Origin of the sequence: Bradyrhizobium sp. SZCCT0231, from assembly GCF_018130245.1 — a bacterium.
In the GTDB taxonomy this organism is placed as follows: domain Bacteria; phylum Pseudomonadota; class Alphaproteobacteria; order Rhizobiales; family Xanthobacteraceae; genus Bradyrhizobium; species Bradyrhizobium japonicum_F.
In genome coordinates this window covers 35,588-55,254 of record NZ_JAFCKP010000012.1, presented here as the reverse complement: position 1 = coordinate 55,254, position 19,667 = coordinate 35,588, and the positions used below count along the sequence as shown (strand labels likewise).

Annotated in this window: 20 protein-coding genes and 1 tRNA gene; 6 read left to right on the top strand and 15 right to left on the bottom strand. The window is 64.0% G+C overall.

The window, feature by feature from the left end:
• Window positions 1-76: 76 nt before the first annotated feature.
• The 3 genes from JQ566_RS24120 to JQ566_RS24110 form a co-directional block, all read right to left on the bottom strand.
• Entirely contained in the window at window positions 77-1,711 is a 1,635-nt protein-coding gene (locus JQ566_RS24120) for an alkaline phosphatase family protein (protein WP_212376557.1), read from the bottom strand.
• Window positions 1,712-1,859: 148 nt separating this feature from the next.
• Window positions 1,860-2,900, bottom strand: coding sequence for a GTPase ObgE (gene obgE, locus JQ566_RS24115; protein WP_212376554.1), 1,041 nt, complete (start codon window positions 2,898-2,900; stop codon window positions 1,860-1,862).
• Between the two features lie 84 nt (window positions 2,901-2,984).
• Window positions 2,985-3,467 carry a MaoC family dehydratase gene (locus JQ566_RS24110; RefSeq protein ID WP_212376551.1) on the bottom strand — a complete coding sequence of 161 codons (483 nt, stop codon included), beginning with the start codon at window positions 3,465-3,467 and terminating at the stop codon, window positions 2,985-2,987.
• 240 nt (window positions 3,468-3,707) lie between these two features.
• Between JQ566_RS24110 and JQ566_RS24105 the strand changes: the two genes are divergently transcribed.
• Window positions 3,708-4,622 (top strand): DMT family transporter, encoded by a 915-nt coding sequence (locus tag JQ566_RS24105; RefSeq protein ID WP_212376548.1) that lies wholly within the window; start codon window positions 3,708-3,710, stop codon window positions 4,620-4,622.
• Window positions 4,623-4,789: 167 nt separating this feature from the next.
• Here JQ566_RS24105 and JQ566_RS24100 read toward each other — a convergent pair whose 3' ends face one another.
• The 3 genes from JQ566_RS24100 to rplU form a co-directional block, all read right to left on the bottom strand.
• Window positions 4,790-5,383 (bottom strand): GNAT family N-acetyltransferase, encoded by a 594-nt coding sequence (locus JQ566_RS24100; protein ID WP_212376545.1) that lies wholly within the window; start codon window positions 5,381-5,383, stop codon window positions 4,790-4,792.
• Window positions 5,384-5,534: 151 nt separating this feature from the next.
• Complete coding sequence (rpmA, locus tag JQ566_RS24095) at window positions 5,535-5,804, bottom strand: 50S ribosomal protein L27 (protein WP_018643862.1); 270 nt, start codon at window positions 5,802-5,804, stop codon at window positions 5,535-5,537.
• Window positions 5,805-5,907: 103 nt separating this feature from the next.
• On the bottom strand, window positions 5,908-6,294 hold the full coding sequence (rplU, locus tag JQ566_RS24090; RefSeq protein WP_212376543.1) for a 50S ribosomal protein L21: 387 nt from the start codon (window positions 6,292-6,294) through the stop codon (window positions 5,908-5,910).
• A gap of 335 nt (window positions 6,295-6,629) precedes the next feature.
• Between rplU and JQ566_RS24085 the strand changes: the two genes are divergently transcribed.
• A complete protein-coding gene (locus tag JQ566_RS24085) occupies window positions 6,630-7,766 on the top strand; it encodes an ROK family protein (RefSeq protein ID WP_212376540.1) in 1,137 nt (378 codons plus the stop codon).
• Window positions 7,767-8,040: 274 nt separating this feature from the next.
• Here JQ566_RS24085 and JQ566_RS24080 read toward each other — a convergent pair whose 3' ends face one another.
• Window positions 8,041-8,904 (bottom strand): alpha/beta fold hydrolase, encoded by an 864-nt coding sequence (locus JQ566_RS24080; RefSeq protein WP_212376537.1) that lies wholly within the window; start codon window positions 8,902-8,904, stop codon window positions 8,041-8,043.
• Between the two features lie 135 nt (window positions 8,905-9,039).
• Between JQ566_RS24080 and JQ566_RS24075 the strand changes: the two genes are divergently transcribed.
• Window positions 9,040-9,129 (top strand) — tRNA-Ser (locus tag JQ566_RS24075).
• A gap of 271 nt (window positions 9,130-9,400) precedes the next feature.
• Here JQ566_RS24075 and JQ566_RS24070 read toward each other — a convergent pair.
• Window positions 9,401-9,964, bottom strand: a complete 564-nt coding sequence (locus JQ566_RS24070; protein ID WP_212376535.1) for a bifunctional transcriptional activator/DNA repair enzyme AdaA — start codon at window positions 9,962-9,964, stop codon at window positions 9,401-9,403.
• Between the two features lie 133 nt (window positions 9,965-10,097).
• Between JQ566_RS24070 and JQ566_RS24065 the strand changes: the two genes are divergently transcribed.
• The gene (locus tag JQ566_RS24065; protein WP_212376532.1) at window positions 10,098-10,994 is read left to right on the top strand and encodes a DMT family transporter; all 897 of its coding nucleotides are present in this window, start codon (window positions 10,098-10,100) and stop codon (window positions 10,992-10,994) included.
• Window positions 10,995-11,267: 273 nt separating this feature from the next.
• Here JQ566_RS24065 and JQ566_RS24060 read toward each other — a convergent pair whose 3' ends face one another.
• Window positions 11,268-12,179, bottom strand: a complete 912-nt coding sequence (locus tag JQ566_RS24060; protein ID WP_212376529.1) for a LysR family transcriptional regulator — start codon at window positions 12,177-12,179, stop codon at window positions 11,268-11,270.
• Between the two features lie 110 nt (window positions 12,180-12,289).
• Here JQ566_RS24060 and JQ566_RS24055 point away from each other — a divergent pair, with 110 nt between their 5' ends.
• Both JQ566_RS24055 and JQ566_RS24050 read left to right on the top strand, forming a co-directional pair.
• Window positions 12,290-13,930 carry an FAD-dependent oxidoreductase gene (locus JQ566_RS24055; RefSeq protein ID WP_212376526.1) on the top strand — a complete coding sequence of 547 codons (1,641 nt, stop codon included), beginning with the start codon at window positions 12,290-12,292 and terminating at the stop codon, window positions 13,928-13,930.
• Window positions 13,931-14,009: 79 nt separating this feature from the next.
• The gene (locus tag JQ566_RS24050) at window positions 14,010-14,990 is read left to right on the top strand and encodes a Bug family tripartite tricarboxylate transporter substrate binding protein (protein WP_212376524.1); all 981 of its coding nucleotides are present in this window, start codon (window positions 14,010-14,012) and stop codon (window positions 14,988-14,990) included.
• Window positions 14,991-14,999: 9 nt separating this feature from the next.
• Here JQ566_RS24050 and JQ566_RS24045 read toward each other — a convergent pair whose 3' ends face one another.
• From JQ566_RS24045 to JQ566_RS24020, 6 genes are read right to left on the bottom strand one after another with little or no spacing between them, the layout of a single operon-like run.
• On the bottom strand, window positions 15,000-15,809 hold the full coding sequence (locus JQ566_RS24045; RefSeq protein WP_212376522.1) for an ABC transporter ATP-binding protein: 810 nt from the start codon (window positions 15,807-15,809) through the stop codon (window positions 15,000-15,002).
• Entirely contained in the window at window positions 15,806-16,597 is a 792-nt protein-coding gene (gene rutD, locus JQ566_RS24040; RefSeq protein ID WP_212376505.1) for a pyrimidine utilization protein D, read from the bottom strand. Before rutD ends, JQ566_RS24045 begins: the two co-directional genes overlap by 4 nt.
• 34 nt (window positions 16,598-16,631) lie before the next feature.
• A complete protein-coding gene (locus JQ566_RS24035) occupies window positions 16,632-17,429 on the bottom strand; it encodes an ABC transporter permease (RefSeq protein ID WP_212376502.1) in 798 nt (265 codons plus the stop codon).
• A 1-nt stretch (window position 17,430) separates the two neighbouring features.
• Window positions 17,431-17,817, bottom strand: coding sequence for a pyrimidine utilization protein C (gene rutC / locus JQ566_RS24030; protein WP_212376499.1), 387 nt, complete (start codon window positions 17,815-17,817; stop codon window positions 17,431-17,433).
• Window positions 17,814-18,554 (bottom strand): pyrimidine utilization protein B, encoded by a 741-nt coding sequence (gene rutB, locus JQ566_RS24025; protein WP_212376497.1) that lies wholly within the window; start codon window positions 18,552-18,554, stop codon window positions 17,814-17,816. Before rutB ends, rutC begins: the two co-directional genes overlap by 4 nt.
• Window positions 18,554-19,567 (bottom strand): ABC transporter substrate-binding protein, encoded by a 1,014-nt coding sequence (locus JQ566_RS24020; protein WP_212376493.1) that lies wholly within the window; start codon window positions 19,565-19,567, stop codon window positions 18,554-18,556. The genes rutB and JQ566_RS24020 overlap by 1 nt, the downstream gene beginning before the upstream one ends.
• Window positions 19,568-19,667: the final 100 nt, after the last annotated feature.

Sequence of the window (19,667 nt, the reverse complement as noted above, 5' to 3'; positions counted from 1 at the left end):
GAGTCCCCCTCACCCGGATCGCATCTGGCGATGCGATCCGGCCTCTCCCCGCAGGCGGGGAGAGGCGAAGACAAGCTCACATCTTCGCGCGCTGGGCGATGCCGTCCTTGATCGCCGCAAGTTCTGCCTCGTCCCAGATGCCGATCAAGACTCCGCCCTTCACCTGGAGCTGGTTGTCGGCATAGGAGGCGATCTTCTCGCGCGGCGTGGTGATGTGGCCGCTCGGATGCAGGGCCCAGTCGAACAGCTCGGCCTGCAGCCGCGCGATGATACCAGCGCATTCAGGATCGTCGCCGCGATCCAGAAATTCTTCCGGATCGGTTTCGAGGTCGTACAGCATCGGGCGGAAGCCGGAGGCGTGGATGTATTTCCAGCGGCCGTCGAACACCATGAACAGGCGGCAGCGCTCGATCGGCTGGTTGAGCTTCAGCCGCACGTCCTGCATGGCGTAGTCGTATTCGGAGAACGCCACCTTGCGCCAATCTGATGGCGTGGGCCCGCGCAGCAGCGGCAGCAGCGAACGTCCTTCGAGGATGTGGCCCGGCACCTTGCCGCCGAAATAGTCGACGAAGGTCGGCGCGAGGTCGATCGCCTCGACCAGCGCATCGCTGCGCGTGCCGCGCGTAGCGTCGGCTTCCTGCGACGGGTCGATGATGATCAGCGGGATCTTCGCCGACTGCTCGTGGAACAGGTCCTTCTCGCCCATCCAGTGATCGCCGAGATAGTCGCCATGATCGGAGGTGAACACGATCATCGTCGTGTCCAGCAGACCGCGCGCCTCCAGAAACTTCATCAGCACGCCCATCTGGTCGTCGATCTGGGTGATCAGGCCCATATAGGTCGGGATCACCTTCTCGCGGGCCTCGTCGCGCGCCATGTTGCGGGAGTAGCGCATGTCCATATAGGCGCCGAACACCGGATGCGGCCTCGAGCGCTCGCGCTCGGAGCGGATCACCGGAATCATGTCCGACGTCGAATACATGCTGGCGTAGGGTTCTGGCGCGATATAGGGCCAGTGCGGCTTGATGTAGGACAAATGCAGGCACCACGGCCGGCCGTCGGTCTCGGCCTCGCGGATGAAATCCATCGCGCGCCGCGTCATGTAGGGCGTCTCGGAATGCTCGTCCGGCACGCGCGCGGCCTTGTCGGCGTGCACCAGCAGCCAGCCGTTCTGCAAGCTACCGTCGTCAGTCGCACCCGAATTGGCCCAATGCTCCCAGGGATTGGTGGCGTCAAAACCTTGCTGGCGCAAATACTCATCGTATTTCGGCCGCGGCCGCCCCGTCGGATGCAGGCCGTCGTCGCGCTCATAAGGTTCGAAGCCGCATTCGGCGACATGCACGCCGATGATCGATTCCGGCGGGATGCCGAGCGCCTTCATGCCTTCGATATCAGGGGCCATGTGGGTCTTGCCGACCAGCACGTTGCGCACGCCGATCTTGTTGAGATGATCGCCGAGCGTGGGCTCGCCGACGCGCAGCGGCCAGCCGTTCCAGTGCGAGCCGTGCGAGCGCATGTAGCGCCCGGTGTAGAACGACATCCGCGAGGGCCCGCAGATCGGCGATTGCACATAGGCCTTGGTGAACAGCACGCCGCGCTTCGCCATGGCGTCGATGTTCGGCGTCTTCAGCGTGGGATGGCCGGTGCAGCCGAGATAATCATAGCGAAGCTGGTCGCACATGATCCAGAGAACGTTCTTCGCGCGCGCCATGCGTCATCCCTGTTGTTTCTTGCTTGTTCGATGCTGCGATATTGGAGCGCCGGTGACAAGCCAGCGCGCCGCGGGCGAGAGCCGGGCCTTCATGGTTCGAGACGCGCGTTCCGCGCTCCTCACCATGAGGGTCTCTAAGCGGGAGAGGTCACGCCGACCACGGCTCCGCTTCGGCCGCGCTCTTCGCCTTGGCGGAGACCGGGCTTTCGCCGATCACGTCGGCCAATGCGCGCAACGCTTCTTTCACGCCCTGGCCGGTCGCGCCTGACAGCAGCAGCGGCGTCTTCTTGGCGGCGCGCTTGAGGCGGTCCTTCTGCTTCTTGAGCTCGTCCGGCTCGACCGCGTCGATCTTGTTCAGTGCGACGATCTCGATCTTGTCGGTGAGCTGCCCGCCATAGGCATCGAGCTCCTTGCGCACGGTCTTGTACGCCTTGCCGGCGTGCTCGCAGGTCGCATCGACCAGATGCAGCAGCACGCGGCAGCGTTCGACATGGCCGAGGAAGCGATCGCCGAGGCCGGCGCCTTCATGTGCACCCTCGATCAAACCGGGAATATCCGCCAGCACGAATTCGCGGCCGTCGGCATTCACGACGCCGAGCTGCGGATGCAGCGTGGTGAAGGGATAGTCCGCGATCTTCGGCTTCGCCGCGCTGACCTTGGAGAGGAACGTCGACTTGCCGGCATTGGGCAGGCCGACCACGCCGGCGTCGGCGATCAGTTTCAGCCGCAGCCAGATCCAGCGCTCCTCGCCGGGCTGACCGGGATTGGCGTTGCGCGGCGCGCGGTTGGTCGACGACTTGAAATGCGCATTTCCGAAGCCGCCATTGCCGCCCTCGGCCAGCACGAATTTCTCGCCGACCTTGGTGAAGTCGTGGATCAGCGTCTCGCGATCCTCGTCGAAGATCTGCGTGCCGACCGGGACCTTGAGCACGATGTTCTTGCCGTTGGCGCCGTGACGGTCGGAGCCCATGCCGTTCTCGCCCTTCTGGGCCTTGAAGTGCTGCTGGTAGCGGTAGTCGATCAGCGTGTTCAGCCCGTCGGCGACCTCGATGATGACATTGCCGCCGCGGCCGCCATTGCCGCCGGAGGGACCGCCGAATTCGATGAACTTCTCGCGGCGGAACGCCACGCAGCCGTTCCCGCCGTCACCGGAGCGGATATAGACCTTTGCTTCGTCGAGGAATTTCATGGGCCATAGGTAGGCCAGCCGGCCCCCTCCGGCAACCCGAATTGACCGAGTGGCGGCGGAATCTCCGCGATTTTGGCGCCGTGATTAACCAGCCGGCCGGCGCCGGATCAGGAATTTCTGCGTGCCCTCCAGCACCAGCTCCTTGCGCTGGTTGAACACGGTGCTCGTGAGCGCCACCACACCGGTGGTGCGTCCCGGCACCAGCTCGGTGACCTCGAGCGCCGGATAGATGGTGTCGTCGGCGAACACCGGCTTGAGAAACCGGCTCGATTGCTCGAGGAAGCCGACCAGCGACTCCTCGACCATGAATGGAAACAGGCCCGCGCCGGGTGCGGTGTGAATCAAGGTCTGAAAGCCGTGGGCGAGCAGATGCGGCATGCCGCGGGCGCGGCAATATTCCACGTCGTAGTGCACCGGATGGGTGTCGCCGCTCGCGGTCTGGAATGCGGCGAACACCGCCGAGGTCTGAGTGCGGCTCGGCAGCACGAAACGCTCGCCGACGACGAAATCCTCAAACCAGCGTTGCGTGGGGATCATGCGATGCTGGGTCGGATCGAACTCGGTCATGTCACAGCTCTTTTCCCGGTGCGGCCTCTATCGCTACCGCGATGCGAAGACTGCGACAATCCGTTCAATTCGGCGGATGCGGGCTTGTCCCTGTAGCTCACGTCATTAAAACGACCGCAAGCAAGATTACTGGCGACGCTCTTTCCCCGTCATTGCGAGCGCAGCGATCCAGACCGTCGCTGCGGAAAGATTCTGGATTGTTCGCCGCGCTCGCAATGACGACCTCTGACAGTCCGATCAATGCCCTTCTTCAAGAACCTCTCCGCCTATGACGATCGCTCGGCGCGGCTGGCCGGCATCGCGCTCATGGTGCTGTCGATCTTCATGTTCTCGTTCGGCGATGCCATGGGCAAGTTCCTGGTCGGGACTTATTCGGTGGGGCAGCTCTTGTTCCTGCGCGCCTGCGCGGCACTGCTCTTGCTGTCGCCGCTGATCTGGAAGCAGCGCCACCAGTTCCTGCATCTGGAGCGGCCGGGCCTGCAGCTGTTTCGTGTCGTGCTCTCGACGCTCGAGGTCGCCGCGTTCTTCCTCGCCACCGTCTACCTGCCGCTCGCCGACGTCATCACCTATTATCTCGCCGGTCCCATTTTCGTCACCGCGATGTCGGCGATCTTTCTCGGGGAGCGGGTCGGCTGGCGGCGCTGGACCGCGATCCTGGTCGGCTTCTGCGGCGTCCTGATCGCGCTGCGCCCCTCGGCGCAGACGGTCAGCCTGCCGGCGTTGATCGCGCTCGGCGGCAGTCTGTCCTTCGCAACCCTGATGCTGATCACGCGCAGCCTGCGCAAGACGCCCGACATCGTGATGGCATCGTCGCAATTCATCGGCACGTTCTCGCTGGGGGCGGTGCTGTCGGCATTCCACTGGGTGCCGCCGACCTCAGGCAGCCTCGTGATCTTCGCGATGGCCGGGCTCATTTCGGTGACCGCGCTGTTCTGCGTCAACCGCTCGCTCAAGCTGGCGCCGGCCAGCGTCGTGGTGCCTTATCAATATTCGATGATCGTCTGGGCCGTGATCTTCGGCTTCGTCGTGTTCGGGGACGTCCCATCCATCGCAACACTCGTCGGCGCTGCCATCATCATCGGCGCCGGGTTCTACATCTTCTTGCGCGAACGCGATCTCGGACGGCAGGGCGCGGAAGTAAATCCGCCAGCGTGATGCCCACCCTCCCCTGGAGGGGGAGGGTCGCTGCGCATGTAGCGAAGCGGAATGCGTAGCGGGGTGGGGTGACGGTCTCTCCGCATTAAACGCTGCCCGAGCGGAGAGATCACCCCACCCCGCTCGCGCTTCGCGCGATCGACCCTCCCCCTCCAGGGGAGGGTAAGTTACCTCACCCGTCTTGCACTGCTCCAGCTCTTCAGCGAGGCCCACACGCCGCGTGAGAGGCGGAAGCAGTCGACGGGTGTCGACGAGCCCAGTGCCAGGAACCGATGCAGCTGCACACCGCTCCACTGGAAGCCGCACTTCTCCAGCACCTTGCGCGAGGCCGGATTGGTGACGCGCGCACCGGCATGGAGATGGTCGTCCTCATACTCCTCGAAGAAGAAGTCGATCGCACCGCGCGCAGCTTCGGTGGCGAAGCCCTGGCCCCAATGCTCGACACCGAGCCAGTAGCCGAGCTCGGCATTGCCGGGCTTCGAGCAATCGATGCCGACCATGCCGACCGGTCCGGTATCGTGCTCGATCAGGAACACGGTCTCGCTGCCGAGCTCGGCGGTGGCGCGGATGAATTCGGCGGCGTCGTCCTGCGAATAGGGATGCGGCAGGCGGCGCGTGTTCTCGGCGACACGACGGTCATTGGCGAGCCGGGCGATGGTCCTGACGTCGGCGAGGGTCGGCCGCCGCAAGGTCAGCCGCTCGGTGGCGACGACATCAGGTCTCGCCTCCCGCAAGGTCACGCTCGAGAAATCCTGCAACATGTCCGGCTCCGTGAAAGTCACTAAGTCAAAGTGAGCAAGTCAAACAAAAGGGGAGGCCGGTTTCCCGCCTCCCCTTGGAGCCTTCGATCTCTTGATCTCTAGGACTCCGCCGGTTTGGTAGGACCCGGCGGACTCCAATTTGGTCCACCGTCTATTCAGCCGCCTCTGCGATCGGGAGTACCGATACGAAGGTGCGGCCGTTGGCTTTGGCCTGGAACGCAACACGACCTTCGACCTTGGCGAACAGAGTGTGGTCCGTGCCCATGCCGACATTAAGGCCGGGGTGCCAGGTGGTGCCGCGCTGACGCGCAATGATGTTGCCGGGAGTGACGATCTCCCCGCCGAACGCCTTGATACCGAGGCGCTTGCCCTTGGAATCGCGTCCGTTGCGCGATGAACCGCCTGCTTTTTTGTGAGCCATGGCTCGTCTCCGAAATCCTGCGTATTTCTAGATCAATTCCTTGACGGAATCATTTCAAAATTTCTCACGCATCAATTCGTGAATTGGCGTGATCAATTCCATTTTATTCGGCGGCTTCGGCTGCCGGCTCCTTGGCCACCTTCTCCCGCTTCGGGCGCGGGCCCTTGGTGGGCTTGGCGCCATCAGTCAGGATCTCGCTGATGCGCAGCACGCTGATCTCGTCACGGTAGCCGCGCTTGCGGCGCGAATTCTTGCGGCGGCGCTTCTTGAAGGCGATGACCTTGGGGCCGCGCTTGTGGTCGAGCACCTCGACCGCGACGGACGCACCTGCGACCGTCGGCACGCCCAGCACCGGCGTGTCGCCGCCGACCACCAGAACTTCATTCAACTGCACGATCGAGCCGACTTCGCCTTCGATCTTGCCTACTTCCAAGACATCATCCGGCACGACGCGGTATTGCTTGCCGCCGGTTTTGATGACTGCGAACATCGTTTTTTTCCTTCGTGTTCAATCCCGGCCTCGGGACGAGCATCGTCCGGGCCGGCTTTTTGTCAGTCGCTACGGGTTTATGTGCGTTTTGTGCGGGCGGGAGTTATCCCTTTGAAAACCCACGCAAAAACAAGCGGCGCGAGAAACGCCCCGCGCCGGCTGTGGGACTTATAGCCGCCGGCAGCGGAGAGTCAAGGAAAACTGCCAAAAAGGGTCCGGATTTGAAGGATTTGGACCATTTCCGATGTCCGGACGAATCTCCGGCCTGCTCTGCAACCAACGGGTTCCCTCCCCGTTGTGTCCTCGCAAATCGGACACGCGGGCAAGGGCTTATCATGGCGACAGACGAGCTGGTCAAGACAACGGGTATCGCCCAGCACGGGGCGAGCCGGCTGCCGTCGGTCGATGTCGACAGCTTCAACATCGAGATCAAGGACGACGACGGCTTTCTCGGCGATCGCGCCAGCAAGGGCGCGTTTCGCGAGATTCTCGAGGAATGGCGCAAGCCGCTGCGCAAGAGCGGCGAGGATCCGTTCGGTGACGAGCCGTCCGACAAGATCAGCAAGAAGACCCTCGATGCGGTCCTGATCGGCGACAATACCGAGGCCACGGCCGTCGTGCACAGCGCGATCGAGGATTTCGCGCAGGAGCTCGCCTACGTCACGCGGCGGTTCCTCAAGACCAAGGCCTGGGCCAAGACCGAATGCATCGTGGTCGGTGGCGGCTTTCGCGCCAGCCGGCTCGGCGAAATTGCCATTGCCCGGGCCGGGATCATCCTGAAATCGGAGGGCTTCAAGGTCGATCTGGTGCCGATCCGCTTCGATCCTGACGATGCCGGCCTGATTGGAGCCTTGCACCTCGCGCCGTCCTGGATCTTCGAGGCCTATGACAGCATTCTCGCCGTCGACATTGGCGGAACCAACATCCGCTGCGGCATCGTCGAGACGCGTTGGAAGAAGGCGCCCGACCTGTCCAAGGCGGCGGTCTTCAAATCCGATTTGTGGCGCCATGCCGATGATGAGCCGAGCCGCGAGGCCGCGGTCAAGCGGCTGGTCAAGATGCTCGAAGGCCTGATCGAGGACGCCGAGGCCGAAGGCTTCAAGCTCGCGCCTTTCATCGGCATCGCCTGTCCCGGCGTGATCAACGCGGATGGCGCGATCGAGAAGGGCGCGCAGAACCTGCCGGGCAATTGGGAGAGCAGCAAGTTCAACCTGCCGGCGAGCCTGATCGAGGGCATCCCCGAGATCGGCGGGCACGACACCGCGATCGTGATGCACAATGACGGCGTGGTTCAGGGCCTCTCCGAGGTGCCGTTAATGCAGGCTGTCGAGCGCTGGGGTGTGCTCACCATCGGCACCGGGCTCGGCAATGCCCGCTTCACCAACCGCCGCAAGGAGAACGGTAACGGCAAAGACCGGGATTCCACGGAGAACGGGAAAAAGAAGGCCAAGGACAACAGCAGGAACGACTAGCCAGCGTTTTCGAGCGAAGTGGAGACCGGTTCGCGTCAAGAAAACGCGTCAGACGAGGATCTGGAGCCCGTTCCGCCCCTCCAGAGTAACCTTGACCGGTTAGGTTAAGGAGCGGATTGCGTTGCGGGACGCGGGCTGCACGCTAGGGTCGAATCGTCGCTTCACCTGGCCGGCGAAGCCGCCCTTCACGGCCAGCATTTCAATGAGCGGCACGGGACCGCCAGTGTTTACCGCGTCTGGCGGTCCCACCCCGTTTTTGGATTTCCGTGAGCCCTCAGCTCCAGCCGACGCGCTGAAAGAATGCCGCGATCTCCGCCGCCGCGCGATCCGGATCTTCCCGATGCGGGAAGTGGCCGACATCCGGAAACATCGCCAGATCGAGTTCGCTGAAGGTCTCGCCCAGCCGATCGGTCCACGCATACGGAAACAGCGGATCGTGCTCGGCCCAGCGCACGCAGGCCGGCACATCGATCGGCGGCAGCTTTGGCGCTTCGCCTTTCATCATTGCGAGACGCCCGGCATGGGAGGCCCGATAATGCGCAAAGCCGCCGGCGAGATTGCCGGGCTTGAAGTAATTGTCGGCGAAAGCGTCGAGGACGTCGTCGAAGGCGCCTTTCCGATGCGCCCAGCCCTTGAGGAAGTGGCCGATATAGAGCCGGCAGCTCTCCCGGCTCGCGCCGATGAGCTTAGGCGCCGTCTCCATCTGGTGGAAGGACTGGTACCAGATGTGGTTGAGCCTATCGGGCGCGGCCATGCGCGGCCCGATGCCGGGATAGACGAAATCGAAGAAGAAGAGGCCGGCGAGCCGCTTCTGCGCCTGCCGGGCTAAGGGCTGCATCACGGCCCCCCCGACGTCATGGCCGGCCACGCCGAATCGGTCGATGCCGAGCCCCTCCATCAGCGCCAGCATGTCGGCCGCGTGGCCCTCCGGCCCGTAAGGGCCATCGGGCTTGTCGCTGTCGCCGAAGCCGCGCAGATCGGGCGCGATCAAGGTGAAGCGGTCCGAAAGCCTGGATATCACCGGCTCCCAGGTCAGCCAGAATTCCGGCCATCCATGCAGCAAAAGCAGTGGTTTGCCCCGTCCAGCGCGAACCAGGTGGAAATCGGCGCCGTTCGCCGTGACCGTCAGGTGCTCCATGGCAGTTCCTCCCGAGTGCGGCGTAGGGGGCTGAAAGAGGCAGCGGATTTTCCCCTTTCGCGCCTTGTCTGGCCCGCCATCCTCGCCTATTAACGCCCCAACCACAGGGGCCGCAGCTCCTATATGGCGCCTTCAGGAGAGGTGGCAGAGTGGTTGAATGCACCGCACTCGAAATGCGGCATAGGTGCAAGCCTATCGGGGGTTCGAATCCCTCCCTCTCCGCCATTGGGCGCCGATTGCCCTCTATAGTGCGATATCGCCGCCGACCACCGCGTGCCCACCGGGTGAGATGGTAAGCCGCCGATTCTACGCTACGGCCCGATATATCTTGAGCGCAGAGTCAGCAGCTTCCGACCCCATCGCCGCCCCTAGGGAACTGTGACAACTAACCTGATAGCTGCCGTTGTGGCGGCTGTGGAGCGCGGTCATATCTGCCGAGGAAGTCAGTTTCAAAGCGCCGCGTTCACCGGAATTATTCCGACAGTCGCCGCTTGCATCATGAAGGCCTCGGCCTGCGCATGGCTGAGGGTGGCCGCCCGTAGAGTTTCAGGAATGACGCGTTGAAGCTCCTGACGCTGCCAAATCCCGCCTGAAACGCAATCTCGGTCAGTGAGAGTATCGTTTCGTCCATCAGTCGCTTCGCGCGGCCAATACGCAGTGTTTGTGCTGTCTGAATCGGAGACGCTCCAACGTGCTGCGCGAATAGCCGCGAAAGATGCCGTCCGCCAACGCCTAGGTCGGTTGCAAGCTCATCAACCGACCCCCGATCCAGCGCGCCGCCCTCGATCATTTTTAAGGCCCGCTCCACGGTGGTTCGCGTCCCCTTCCATGCTGGACAAAATGGCGCGGTCTCGGGGCGGCATCGCAGACAAGGACGATACCCTGCCCGCTCTGCCGCTGCGGCTGTTGGGTAGTAACTGACGTTCTTCGTCAGCGGATGTTTAACCGGACACATTGGCCGACAATAGATGCCTGTTGTTCGCACAGCGGTAAAGAACAGCCCGTCATAAGCCGGGTCGCGTCGCAGTCGCGCATCGTTACAAGTGTCGAAATCAAGCATGACCTGACCTTAGCTTTTCCCCTCCAGGAGAGGCGAGACCTTGCAGGTGATGGCGTCCGAAAACTGCCAGCCTCAACACGCGTCAATCAGTAATTCACTGGCAAGACTAAGACTTGGGGGTTGAGCGATGCGCATGACATTTCAGGATTGGGGCTTGCTGCTCCTTTTGTCTCTGCTTTGGGGTGGGGCATTCTTCTTCGCTGCCGTTGCGGTGCGGGAGCTGCCACCTCTGACCGTGGTGGTCTCACGGACAGGTCTTGCCGCTCTGGCGCTAGCGGTTATCCTTCGATTTCGGGGCGAGGGTTGGCGATTTCGAGGTCGCGCGCTACCAGCCTTTTTTATCATGGGGCTACTAAACAACCTTTTGCCCTTCTGCCTGCTTTTCTGGGCGCAAACCATGATACCGAGCGGGCTTGCCTCGATCCTGAATGCGACCACGCCGATATTTTCCATCGTCGTTGCGCATTTTCTGTTGGCCGACGAACGCATGGCAGCGAACAAGGCCACCGGGATCGGCTTTGGCTTCCTCGGTGTCGTGGTACTTCTAGGGGGGAATCTTCTCAACAGTGAGGGCATCGCGGTCGTCGGGATGCTTGCCTGCCTCGGGGCTGCGCTTTCCTACGGGTTCGCTGGGGTCTATGGCCGAAACTTCAAGACCATGGGACTTTCCGCATCGCAGGTCGCTTTTGGCCAGATCACCGCAACCACGATCATGATGATTCCGATTGTGTCCATTGTCGACACGCCTTGGAATCTGCAAATTCCAAGCCTCCCGGTCATCGCCTCGCTGGTCGCACTGGCCGTTGCCTCAACCGCCTTGGCATATGTGGTTTTCTTCCGGCTTCTGGCCTCTGCGGGAGCGGTCAACACCGCGCTTGTCACCCTGCTTATCCCGGTCAGCGCCATCTTGCTCGGTGCACTTTTCCTGGGGGAGGTTCTGGCGTTCCGACATTACGCCGGAATGGCACTCATCGGTGCTGGCCTGCTCGCAATCGACGGGAGAGTCTTTGACCGAATAAGGCGCCAATAGTACATTGCGAAACCCCTGTGTATCGCGTGTCCTGGCCGTCCTTGCAGCCGAAGTGAAACGCTGTTGCAACGACCGGTGATAGCGTGAGGACTTTTGCGGCATCTAGGGGCGGCTTTCCCACTCGCCCCTCAAAAGCCGTCAGTCCGAAACCCACCACATTGTAGCCATTCGCTCTTGCCGCAATTTAGAGGACCATAGCGTAGACGTAGTTCTCTGTTTCGTCGGCTTCGGCCCGCCATATCAAACACGACGCTTCCAAATAGCTCCGCCAAATCAGCCTGATGCCGGTGTCGTTCGCCCCGCCAGCACCGTCCGCGCCGTCGCGACGAACGCCTGTGCCGCCGGCGACAGCGTCCGGCCCTGACGCTGCAGCAGCGACACCGGTCGCGTGATGGCCGGCCGCACCAGCGGTCTTGCGATCAGGGTGGGAAACTGATCGGCCGGCAGCATCGTCGCGGGGAGGATGGCGAGGCCGAGGCCCTGTGCGGTCATGGCGAGCGCGGTGTTGATCAGCGTCACTTCATAGGTCGGATCGAGGCGCTTGCCCTGCGCGCTCAGGGCCTGATCGATCTGGATGCGGATCCGCGTCTCCCGGCGCATCGCGATGGTCGGCAGTTGCGCCAGCTCATCCCATGTGAGGGAACGACGTGCAGCGAAGTCGGCGGTACGGCGGCCGATGGCGCTGAGGCGGCCGCTTGTCAGGGTCTCGATCGTCATGTCGGCGAATTCGCCTTCCACGCTGCCGATCGCGAACTCGGCATCGGTCGCGGTCAGGCGCGGCACGAGATCGTCGGCGGCGACATCCCGCATGTCGATCTCGATGTCGGGATGGCTGGCGCGGAATTTCGCCAGCACCATGGGCAGCAGAGCCGATGCGGTGCCGGCCGAGGCGAGAAACGCGACGCGGCCGGCGCGGGCCTGCGCGAGGTCGCGCATGCGGCGCGACAGGCCTTGCGCATCGCTCAGCATGCGTTCGGCGGCGTCGAACGCCTCGTCGGCGGCCAGCGTCGGCTGCACCGAGCGCGTGGAGCGGTCGAACAGTTTGACGCCGAGCTGGGCTTCGAGCTGCTGGATCAACAGGCTCGCCGCCGACTGCGTGATCCCGAGCTCGCGGGCAGCCCGCGTGATGCTGCGCGTCCGGTACACGCCGGTGAAGGCCCGCAATTGGCGCAAGGTGACATTCATAGGTAAAGCTCATGAATTGATGAGTTCTTTCCGGCTTATCGCATAAACGGGCCTGCAATAAAATGCATGCTGTGCGGGCAACGAATCCCGCGGCGATAGAGGAAACGAGCATGAGGACACAGGTGCTGGTGGTGGGCGCCGGGCCCGTCGGATTGACCGCGGCGATGGACCTGGCCTCGCGCGGGATCGACGTCGTCGTCGCGGAGATCCGTCACGCCGGCGATCCGCCCAGCGTCAAGTGCAATCACGTCTCGGCGCGCTCGATGGAGATTTTTCGACGGCTCGGCGTTGCCGCCAAGCTGCGCGATGCGGGGCTCCCTGCGGACTTTCCCAACGATTGCTCTTACCGGACCACGGCGACTGGCATCGAGCTCTGCCGCATCGACATTCCCTCCCGTGCGCACCGCTATAGCGCGACCGGCGGTCCCGACACTTGGTGGCCGACGCCCGAGCCGCCGCACCGGATCAACCAGATCTATCTCGAGCCGATCCTGTTCAGCCATGCCGCGGCGCAGCCGCGGATCAATATCCTGGCGCGCACGGAAATCACCGAGATCGAGCAGCACGACGACCATGTCGTCGCACTGGCGCGCGATCTCGACAGCGGAAATTCACTTCGCATCGAAGCCGGCTTCGTGATCGGCTGCGACGGCAGCCGCTCCCTCGTTCGCAAATCGATCGGCGCCAGCCTGTCCGGCACGCCCGTGATCCAGCGCGTGCAATCGACCTTCATCGAAGCGCCGCAACTGAAGGAGTTGATGGGCGGGCACAAGCCGGCCTGGATGGTGCTCTCGCTCAATCCGCGCCGCTCCGGCACCACGGTTGCGATCGACGGTCACGACCGCTGGCTGATCCACAATCATCTGAAGCCCGACGAGCCGGAGTTCGATTCGGTCGATCGCGACTGGGCCATCCGTGCCATCCTCGGCGTCGACGAGCGCTTCGAATATCGGGTGCTCAGCAAGGAGGACTGGGTCGGACGCCGCCTCGTGGCCGATCGCTTCCGCGACCGCAGGGTCTTCATCTGCGGCGACGCCGCGCATCTGTGGATGCCCTATGCCGGCTACGGCATGAATGCGGGCATTGCGGACGCCGTCGATCTCTGCTGGCAATTGGCGGCGCATCTGAACGGTTGGGCGCCGGCTGCGATCCTCGATGCCTATGAGGCGGAGCGCCAGCCCATCACCGAGCAGGTGTCGCGCTTTGCGATGGACCACGCGATGAAGATGATGGCCCAGCGCGGCGGCGTCTCGGCGGAGATCGAGGACGACACGCCGCGCGGCCAGGCGGCGCGCGCGGCGCTGGCGAGAGCAGCCTACGATCTCAATGTGCAGCAATATTGCTGCGCCGGCCTCAACTTCGGCTATTATTACGACGCCTCGCCGATCATCGCCTATGATGGCGAGACACCGCCGCCTTACGCGATGGGCAGCTTCACGCCCTCCACCGTGCCGGGCGCCCGCGCGCCGCATCTGTTCCTGCGTGACGGACGATCGCTCTACGATGCGTTCGGCGCTGGCTACACCTTGCTGCGGTTCGACCCGGCGATCGATGTGACGCGACTGCAAGCTGCCGCGAAGGAGCGTGGCGTGCCGCTCGCGCTGGTCGACATCGCGCCCGATGAGGCGAACGGCGCCTATGCTGAAAAGCTGGTGCTGGCGCGGCCCGATCAGCACATCGCCTGGCGCGGTCAGGTCGCGCCCGAAAATCCACTGGGCTTGCTGGCGCGCATCACTGGCGCTGCGGCGTAAGGCGACTTCAAGCGGACAGCCTGGCGGCGCAGGCCACCGGCTGTGCTTCAAGAACAAGAGCCTACTTAAGGAGGAGAACGTGTTTCACGTTGCAAGGCGCCGCATCCTGGCCGTGCTGTCGGCTGCGACTTTCGCTGTGTTGCCTCTGGAGGCAGGCCGTGCCGCCTATCCCGAGCAATTGATCAAGATCATCGTGACGTTCCCGCCCGGCGGCAGCGCCGACACCGTCATCCGCGCGCTCGAGCCCTTGGTCGCCGCCGAGCTCAAGCAGAGTCTGGTCATCGAGAACCGCGCGGGCGCCGGCGGCAACATCGGCATGGCTGCGGTCGCGCAGGCCAAGCCCGACGGCTACACGCTCGGCGTGGCGCCGGCGGGCGCGCTGACGGTGAATCCGCACCTCAATGCCGCGATGCCGTTCGAGCTGAAGGATCTCGCGCCCATCACCCTGCTCGCGGAAATTCCCTTTGTGCTGGTCGCCTCCGCGAATGTCCCGGCGCACAGCACCGCGGAAGCGATCGCGCTCGCCAAGGCCAAGCCGGGCGCGCTGTCGATCGGACATGGCGGCAACTCGACGGCGATGCATTTGACCGCTGCGCTGTTCACGCAGAAGGCCGGGATCGCCATGGAGTTGGTCCCGTATCGCGGGACAGCGCCGGCAACGGTCGATGTTCTCGCGGGCCATGTCCCCTTCGCGGTGCTGGACATTCCGTCATCGCGGCAATTGATCCTCGACGGCAAGCTCAACGCGATCGGCGTCTCCTCCGCGCGCCGCCTTCCGTCCTTGCCCGATGTCCCGACGCTGGCCGAGAGCGGCATCGCGGGCTTCGAATCCGTCGGCTGGTTCGGGCTCGTTGCTCCCGCCGGCACGCCTGCGGATGTCATTGGCCGGCTGAACGAAGCCTTCACCAAAGCCCTGAAGGATCCTTCGGTCGCGGAAAAGATCCGGACCCTCGGCGCAGAGCCAGCACCGATGTCGCCCGAGCAGTTCGGCCGCTTCATTCAGAACGAAAGCACGAAATGGGGCAAGCTCATCAGCGAGGCCGGGATCAAGGCGAATTAGGTTCGCTCGTCACGCCACCCCAACCGGCTTCTCCAGGTCGGCCCAGATCTTCGCGAAATATTCCTGAAACTGCGGGTCGGTGCGCAGCGCTGCCGGATCGCGGCCCTCACGCGGCAGGTCGATCACGTGCAGCGACCGCACCGTGGCAGGCCGTGCGCTCAGCACCAGCACGCGGTCGGCCATGGCGATGGCTTCGCCGATGTCGTGGGTGACGAGGATGGCGCTCTTGCCGCGCTCGGCGATGATGCGGGAGACGTCGGCCTGCATCAGCAGCCGGGTCTGGAAGTCGAGCGCCGAGAACGGCTCGTCGAGCAGGATCACGTCAGGGTCGAAGGCGAGCGTGCGCATGATGGCGACGCGCTGGCGCATGCCGCCGGAGAGTGCCGCGGGCTTGGCGTGCTCGAAGCCAGAGAGGCCGTAAGTCCGGATCAGCTCCAGCGCGATCTCGCGCGCGCGAGACTTCGGTGTCTTGCGGATTTCCAGCCCGAGCATGACGTTGTCGAGCACGCTGCGCCACGGCAGCAGCAGATCCTTTTGCAGCATGTAGCCGACATGACCGGCGGCATCATCGACGCGGCGCCCGCCGACCTCGACATGGCCGCGGGTCGGGCGCAGCAGGCCCGCGATTGCGTTGAACAGCGTGGATTTGCCGCAACCCGAAGGGCCGACGATCGCCAGCGTCTCGCCGCGGCGGAGCTCGAAGTCCACTTTCCGGATCGCCTCGACCGGCCGGCCCGCGCCATCGAAGGTGACGCCGACATTGTCGGCGCGCAGCACGATCGGCGCCGCTTCAGCGAGATTGTGCGCGAGCGCGTTCATCGGTCCACCTCCTTGCAGAAATCGAGCAGCGTGTCGTTGAAGACTTCTGGAGTGACCACGCTGAAGGCGTGCGCGCCCCAATCGACCTCGTGCACCCGAGAATCCGGAATCGCAGCGGCGAGCTCGCGGGTGAGATAGGCCGGCACCAGCGCGTCGTCCTTCGCGGAAGCCAGCAGCGTCGGCACGTTGATTGCGGCGAGGCGCTTGCCGCCCTCGAACGCCAGGAACATGTCGATACGCTGGTTCATCGTCGCGACGGAGGGAAAATGCCTCAGGATGCGCTCTTCCTCCGCGTCGAGATGGGCGATGTTCTCGGAGATCCATTGCGGCGGATAGAGGAACAATGGCTGCGCCCGCACATAGGCCTGTGGACCGGACTGGTTCAACAATTGCTTGCGGATTTCGAAGCAGCGCCGCAGGAACGGATCGGCGCAGCCCCAGCCGTTGACGACGGTGAGGCTGCGCAGCCGCCGGGGGTGACGCAGCGCCAGCTCGATGCCGACGATGCCGCCGATGGCGTGGCCGACGACGTGGGCCGCGTCCACGCTGGCATGGTCGAGCACGCAGGCGATGTCGTCGGCCATGCCGGCAATGCTGCGGTGGCTAGCCGCGCTGCGGCCGGTGCCGACGTGGTCGTAGAGGATGACCTGGTGGCGCGTAGCGAGCGCCTCTAACTGCGGCGCCCAGAACGAGCCGCTGCCGCCCATGCCGGCCGAGAGCACAATCGGCGTGCCGCGCCCGTGAACTTCATAATAGATCTCGGCATCCTTGCCGCGTGCAAAAGCCATGACGTCCCAGCTATTGGAGTGATGTGGTTTCGGATCAGGACAGCAGGCGCCGTTCGATCAGGTCGATCGCGCCGTACATCAGCAGTGCCACCGCCATCAGCGTCGCGATGCCGACCCAGACCGCGTTGAGGTCGTAGAGCACGCCGGCATAGTAGATCATGTAGCCGAGGCCCTCTTTCGAGGCGATGTACTCGCCGACGACGGCGCCGATCAGGGCGAAGCCGACATTGAGGCGGAAGGCCGCGACGATCCACGGCATTGCGCCGGGCACGATGACGGTGCGCCAGGTCTTCAGGCGCGAGGCGCCGAGCGAGCGCAGCAGCTTGACGAGATCGGCGTCGACCTCCTTGGCGCCCTGGAGCGCAGTGATCACAGCGACGATGAAGGTGATGATCGCCGCGATCGCGATCTTCGAGGAGAGGCCGATGCCGAACCAGACGATGATCAGCGGCGCCAGCGCGATTTTCGGCAGGCCGTTGAGCGCGACGAGGTAGGGCCGCAGCACTGCGGCGCCGGTCGGGACCAGCCACAGCGACAGGCCCGCCGCGCTGCCGAGCACCGTTCCGATCAGGAACCCCGCGATGGCCTCCCATGCGGTCAGCGCGGCGTCGCGCAAGAGCTCGCCGCTGCCGATCAGCTTGCCCGCCTTGGCGATGATGCCGCTCGGCTGGCCGTAGAGATAGACCGCGATCAGCCCGAAACGGATCGCGAGCTCCCACGCCGCGAGCAGCGCAGCCAGCAGCGCGATCTGGAGCAGCGCGATGCGAAGCGCGGATGGCAGCTTGAATCGCGTTCCCATCACCGCGGCCTGGCCAGCGTCGAGCACGGCCACCTCACGCCCTCTTGTGCGCGATCGAGGCGATCTCGACGAGGCAGGCCGGCTTCACGAGGCCGCACTGGATGCAGAAGCGCGCCGGCTTCTCGCCGGGGAAATACTCGGCATAGACCTTGTTGACGGCGGCATAGTTCGCCCAGTCGGTGATGAAGATCGAGTTGAAGGTGACGTCGGCAAGGCTCGAGCCGGCCGTCTCCAGCACGCGCTTGATCGTTTCCAGGATGTGCCGGGTCTGGCCGGCGGCGTCGCCCTCATGAACGACATCGTTGTTGGCATCGAAGGCCAGCGTGCCCGACACATAGATCACGTTGTCGGCCATCATGCCCGGCGAGAACGGGGCGATGGGGGCGTGGGTGCCCGGCGGAATGATGGCGCGGTCGGTCATGGCGTATCCTCTTTTGCTGGAGCGGCTTCGGTCTGGGCAAAGGCGCGGCGGAAGTCGCTCGCGGTCGAGACCCAGCCGAAGAAGGTCTCGATGTTGAAGACGGAAGCCTTCTGGATGTAGTCGGGGCCGGCCTGGTGGGTCGCGTCCTCCAGCATCACGCCGAAATATTCGAGGTGAAAGCCGTCGCGCAGCGTCGATTCCACGCAGACATTGGTGGCGATGCCGCAGAACACCAGGTTGCGGATACCGCGGGCGCGCAAGATGCTGTCGAACTGGCTGTTGAAGAAGCCGCTGTAGCGCGTCTTCGGCACCACGATGTCACCGGGCTTCGGCTGCAGGTCGTCGACCAGCGCATAATCCCAGCCGCCCTTGGCGAGCAGCTTGCCTTGCAGCTCGGGCCGCTTGCGCATCGTCTTCAGCGCATTCGACTTGTGCCAGTTCGGCGAGCCCGGACCGCCGGCCTCGACATAGTCCGCGTCCCAGCCGTTCTGGAAGAAGATCACGGGGACGCCGGCGCCGCGGGCGACGCTCAGCACATCCTGTATCGCCGTGATCGCAGCCTTGGCGCCGGAGATGTCGAAACCGGCGAGGTCGAGATAGCCGTTCGGCGAAGCATAGGCGTTCTGCATGTCGACAACGACCAATGCAGTCTCGTCGACCGCGAGCCGGAGCGGCTCTGGCCGCGCCGGCAACGTGACATAGCGCTGCTCGCGCGCGCGGGACGTGTTCACCGTCATCACACGAGACCGAACTGCTTGGTGGCCTGCTCGGCAAAACGGTTGTCGACCATCTGCGCATAGGGAAGGGCGGACTGCACCGCGCCGCCGCCCTGTTCGAGCTGCATCGCGCGGTCCCACTCATCCGCGGAGATGGTCGGATTGCGCGGGATCGCGGTCTTGGAACCGAAGAAGTTCTTCGTTGCGCTGGCGACGACGGAAGGCGTGACCTTCGGGAAGTATTTCTCCGCAACTTCGGTGAAGACGGCATTGTTCTCGTGCATCAGCTTCTGCGCTTCCGCGATGGCGTTGCAGAAACCCTGCACGGCCGCCGGATTGCTCGCGATGGTCTCTTCCGTCGCCATCGCGGTGGTGAAGCAGAGCGATCCCAATGCGTCGGCAAAGGACAGCACCGGCACGAGGCCGAACTGCTCGGCGGCGATGCTGACGTCCCATTCGAAGGCGGTGGCGATGTCGGCGCGGCCGTCCTTCACCGCGGCGGCCTGCGCGCCCGGCGGAAGCTCGAGGAAGGTGACGCCGGCTTCCTTCGGATCGAACTTGCCGATGGTCTTGATCGCGTAGGTCGGCACTTGAATCGTCGAGGACGGGAATTTCAGCGTGGCGATGGTCTTGCCGCGCAGATCCTCGATCGTCCTGATCTTGCTGTCGGGCTTGGCAATGCCCCACATCGACACGCCGCCGACGATCTTTGCGATGTTCTTGATCTTGCCGCCCTCGCGCACTGCGTTGACCGACATGCCCGGACTGGTGACACCGATCTGGCCGCGTCCCGAAAGCAGGATCGGCACCGGCAGCGCGATGCCGCCGGCGGTGGAGAGGTCGGCATCCAGGCCGTGCTTGGCGAACAGCCCTTTGTCCGCGGCGACATAAAGTGAGTTGTACATGCCGAGCCGCAGCGCTTCGGCGATCGCCACTTTGCTGCCGGTCGCGAAAGCCGGGGCGCTCAGGCCCGCCAGCGGTGCCGTTGCCGCGCCGAGCAGTGAATACTTCATGAGGTCGCGTCTGTTGATCACGTCCCTTGTCCTTTGGCTTGTCAGAACAGTGGGTTACGCCCTGCTCTGCCTAATTGACGATCATCCCCGGTCTTCGCCCAAAATCCTTGCATTCGAAATT

Coding starts and splice junctions, on each gene's coding strand:
- JQ566_RS24045 (WP_212376522.1), bottom strand. CDS start 15,809: ATGAACGCGCTCGCGCACAATCTCGCTGAAGCGGCGCCGATCGTGCTG.
- JQ566_RS24085 (WP_212376540.1), top strand. CDS start 6,630: ATGGCGACAGACGAGCTGGTCAAGACAACGGGTATCGCCCAGCACGGG.
- JQ566_RS24080 (WP_212376537.1), bottom strand. CDS start 8,904: ATGGAGCACCTGACGGTCACGGCGAACGGCGCCGATTTCCACCTGGTT.
- JQ566_RS24105 (WP_212376548.1), top strand. CDS start 3,708: ATGCCCTTCTTCAAGAACCTCTCCGCCTATGACGATCGCTCGGCGCGG.
- JQ566_RS24060 (WP_212376529.1), bottom strand. CDS start 12,179: ATGAATGTCACCTTGCGCCAATTGCGGGCCTTCACCGGCGTGTACCGG.
- rpmA (WP_018643862.1), bottom strand. CDS start 5,804: ATGGCTCACAAAAAAGCAGGCGGTTCATCGCGCAACGGACGCGATTCC.
- JQ566_RS24110 (WP_212376551.1), bottom strand. CDS start 3,467: ATGACCGAGTTCGATCCGACCCAGCATCGCATGATCCCCACGCAACGC.
- rutC (WP_212376499.1), bottom strand. CDS start 17,817: ATGACCGACCGCGCCATCATTCCGCCGGGCACCCACGCCCCCATCGCC.
- rutD (WP_212376505.1), bottom strand. CDS start 16,597: ATGGCTTTTGCACGCGGCAAGGATGCCGAGATCTATTATGAAGTTCAC.
- rutB (WP_212376497.1), bottom strand. CDS start 18,554: ATGACGGTGAACACGTCCCGCGCGCGCGAGCAGCGCTATGTCACGTTG.
- rplU (WP_212376543.1), bottom strand. CDS start 6,294: ATGTTCGCAGTCATCAAAACCGGCGGCAAGCAATACCGCGTCGTGCCG.
- obgE (WP_212376554.1), bottom strand. CDS start 2,900: ATGAAATTCCTCGACGAAGCAAAGGTCTATATCCGCTCCGGTGACGGC.
- JQ566_RS24055 (WP_212376526.1), top strand. CDS start 12,290: ATGAGGACACAGGTGCTGGTGGTGGGCGCCGGGCCCGTCGGATTGACC.
- JQ566_RS24100 (WP_212376545.1), bottom strand. CDS start 5,383: ATGTTGCAGGATTTCTCGAGCGTGACCTTGCGGGAGGCGAGACCTGAT.
- JQ566_RS24120 (WP_212376557.1), bottom strand. CDS start 1,711: ATGGCGCGCGCGAAGAACGTTCTCTGGATCATGTGCGACCAGCTTCGC.
- JQ566_RS24070 (WP_212376535.1), bottom strand. CDS start 9,964: ATGCTTGATTTCGACACTTGTAACGATGCGCGACTGCGACGCGACCCG.
- JQ566_RS24065 (WP_212376532.1), top strand. CDS start 10,098: ATGACATTTCAGGATTGGGGCTTGCTGCTCCTTTTGTCTCTGCTTTGG.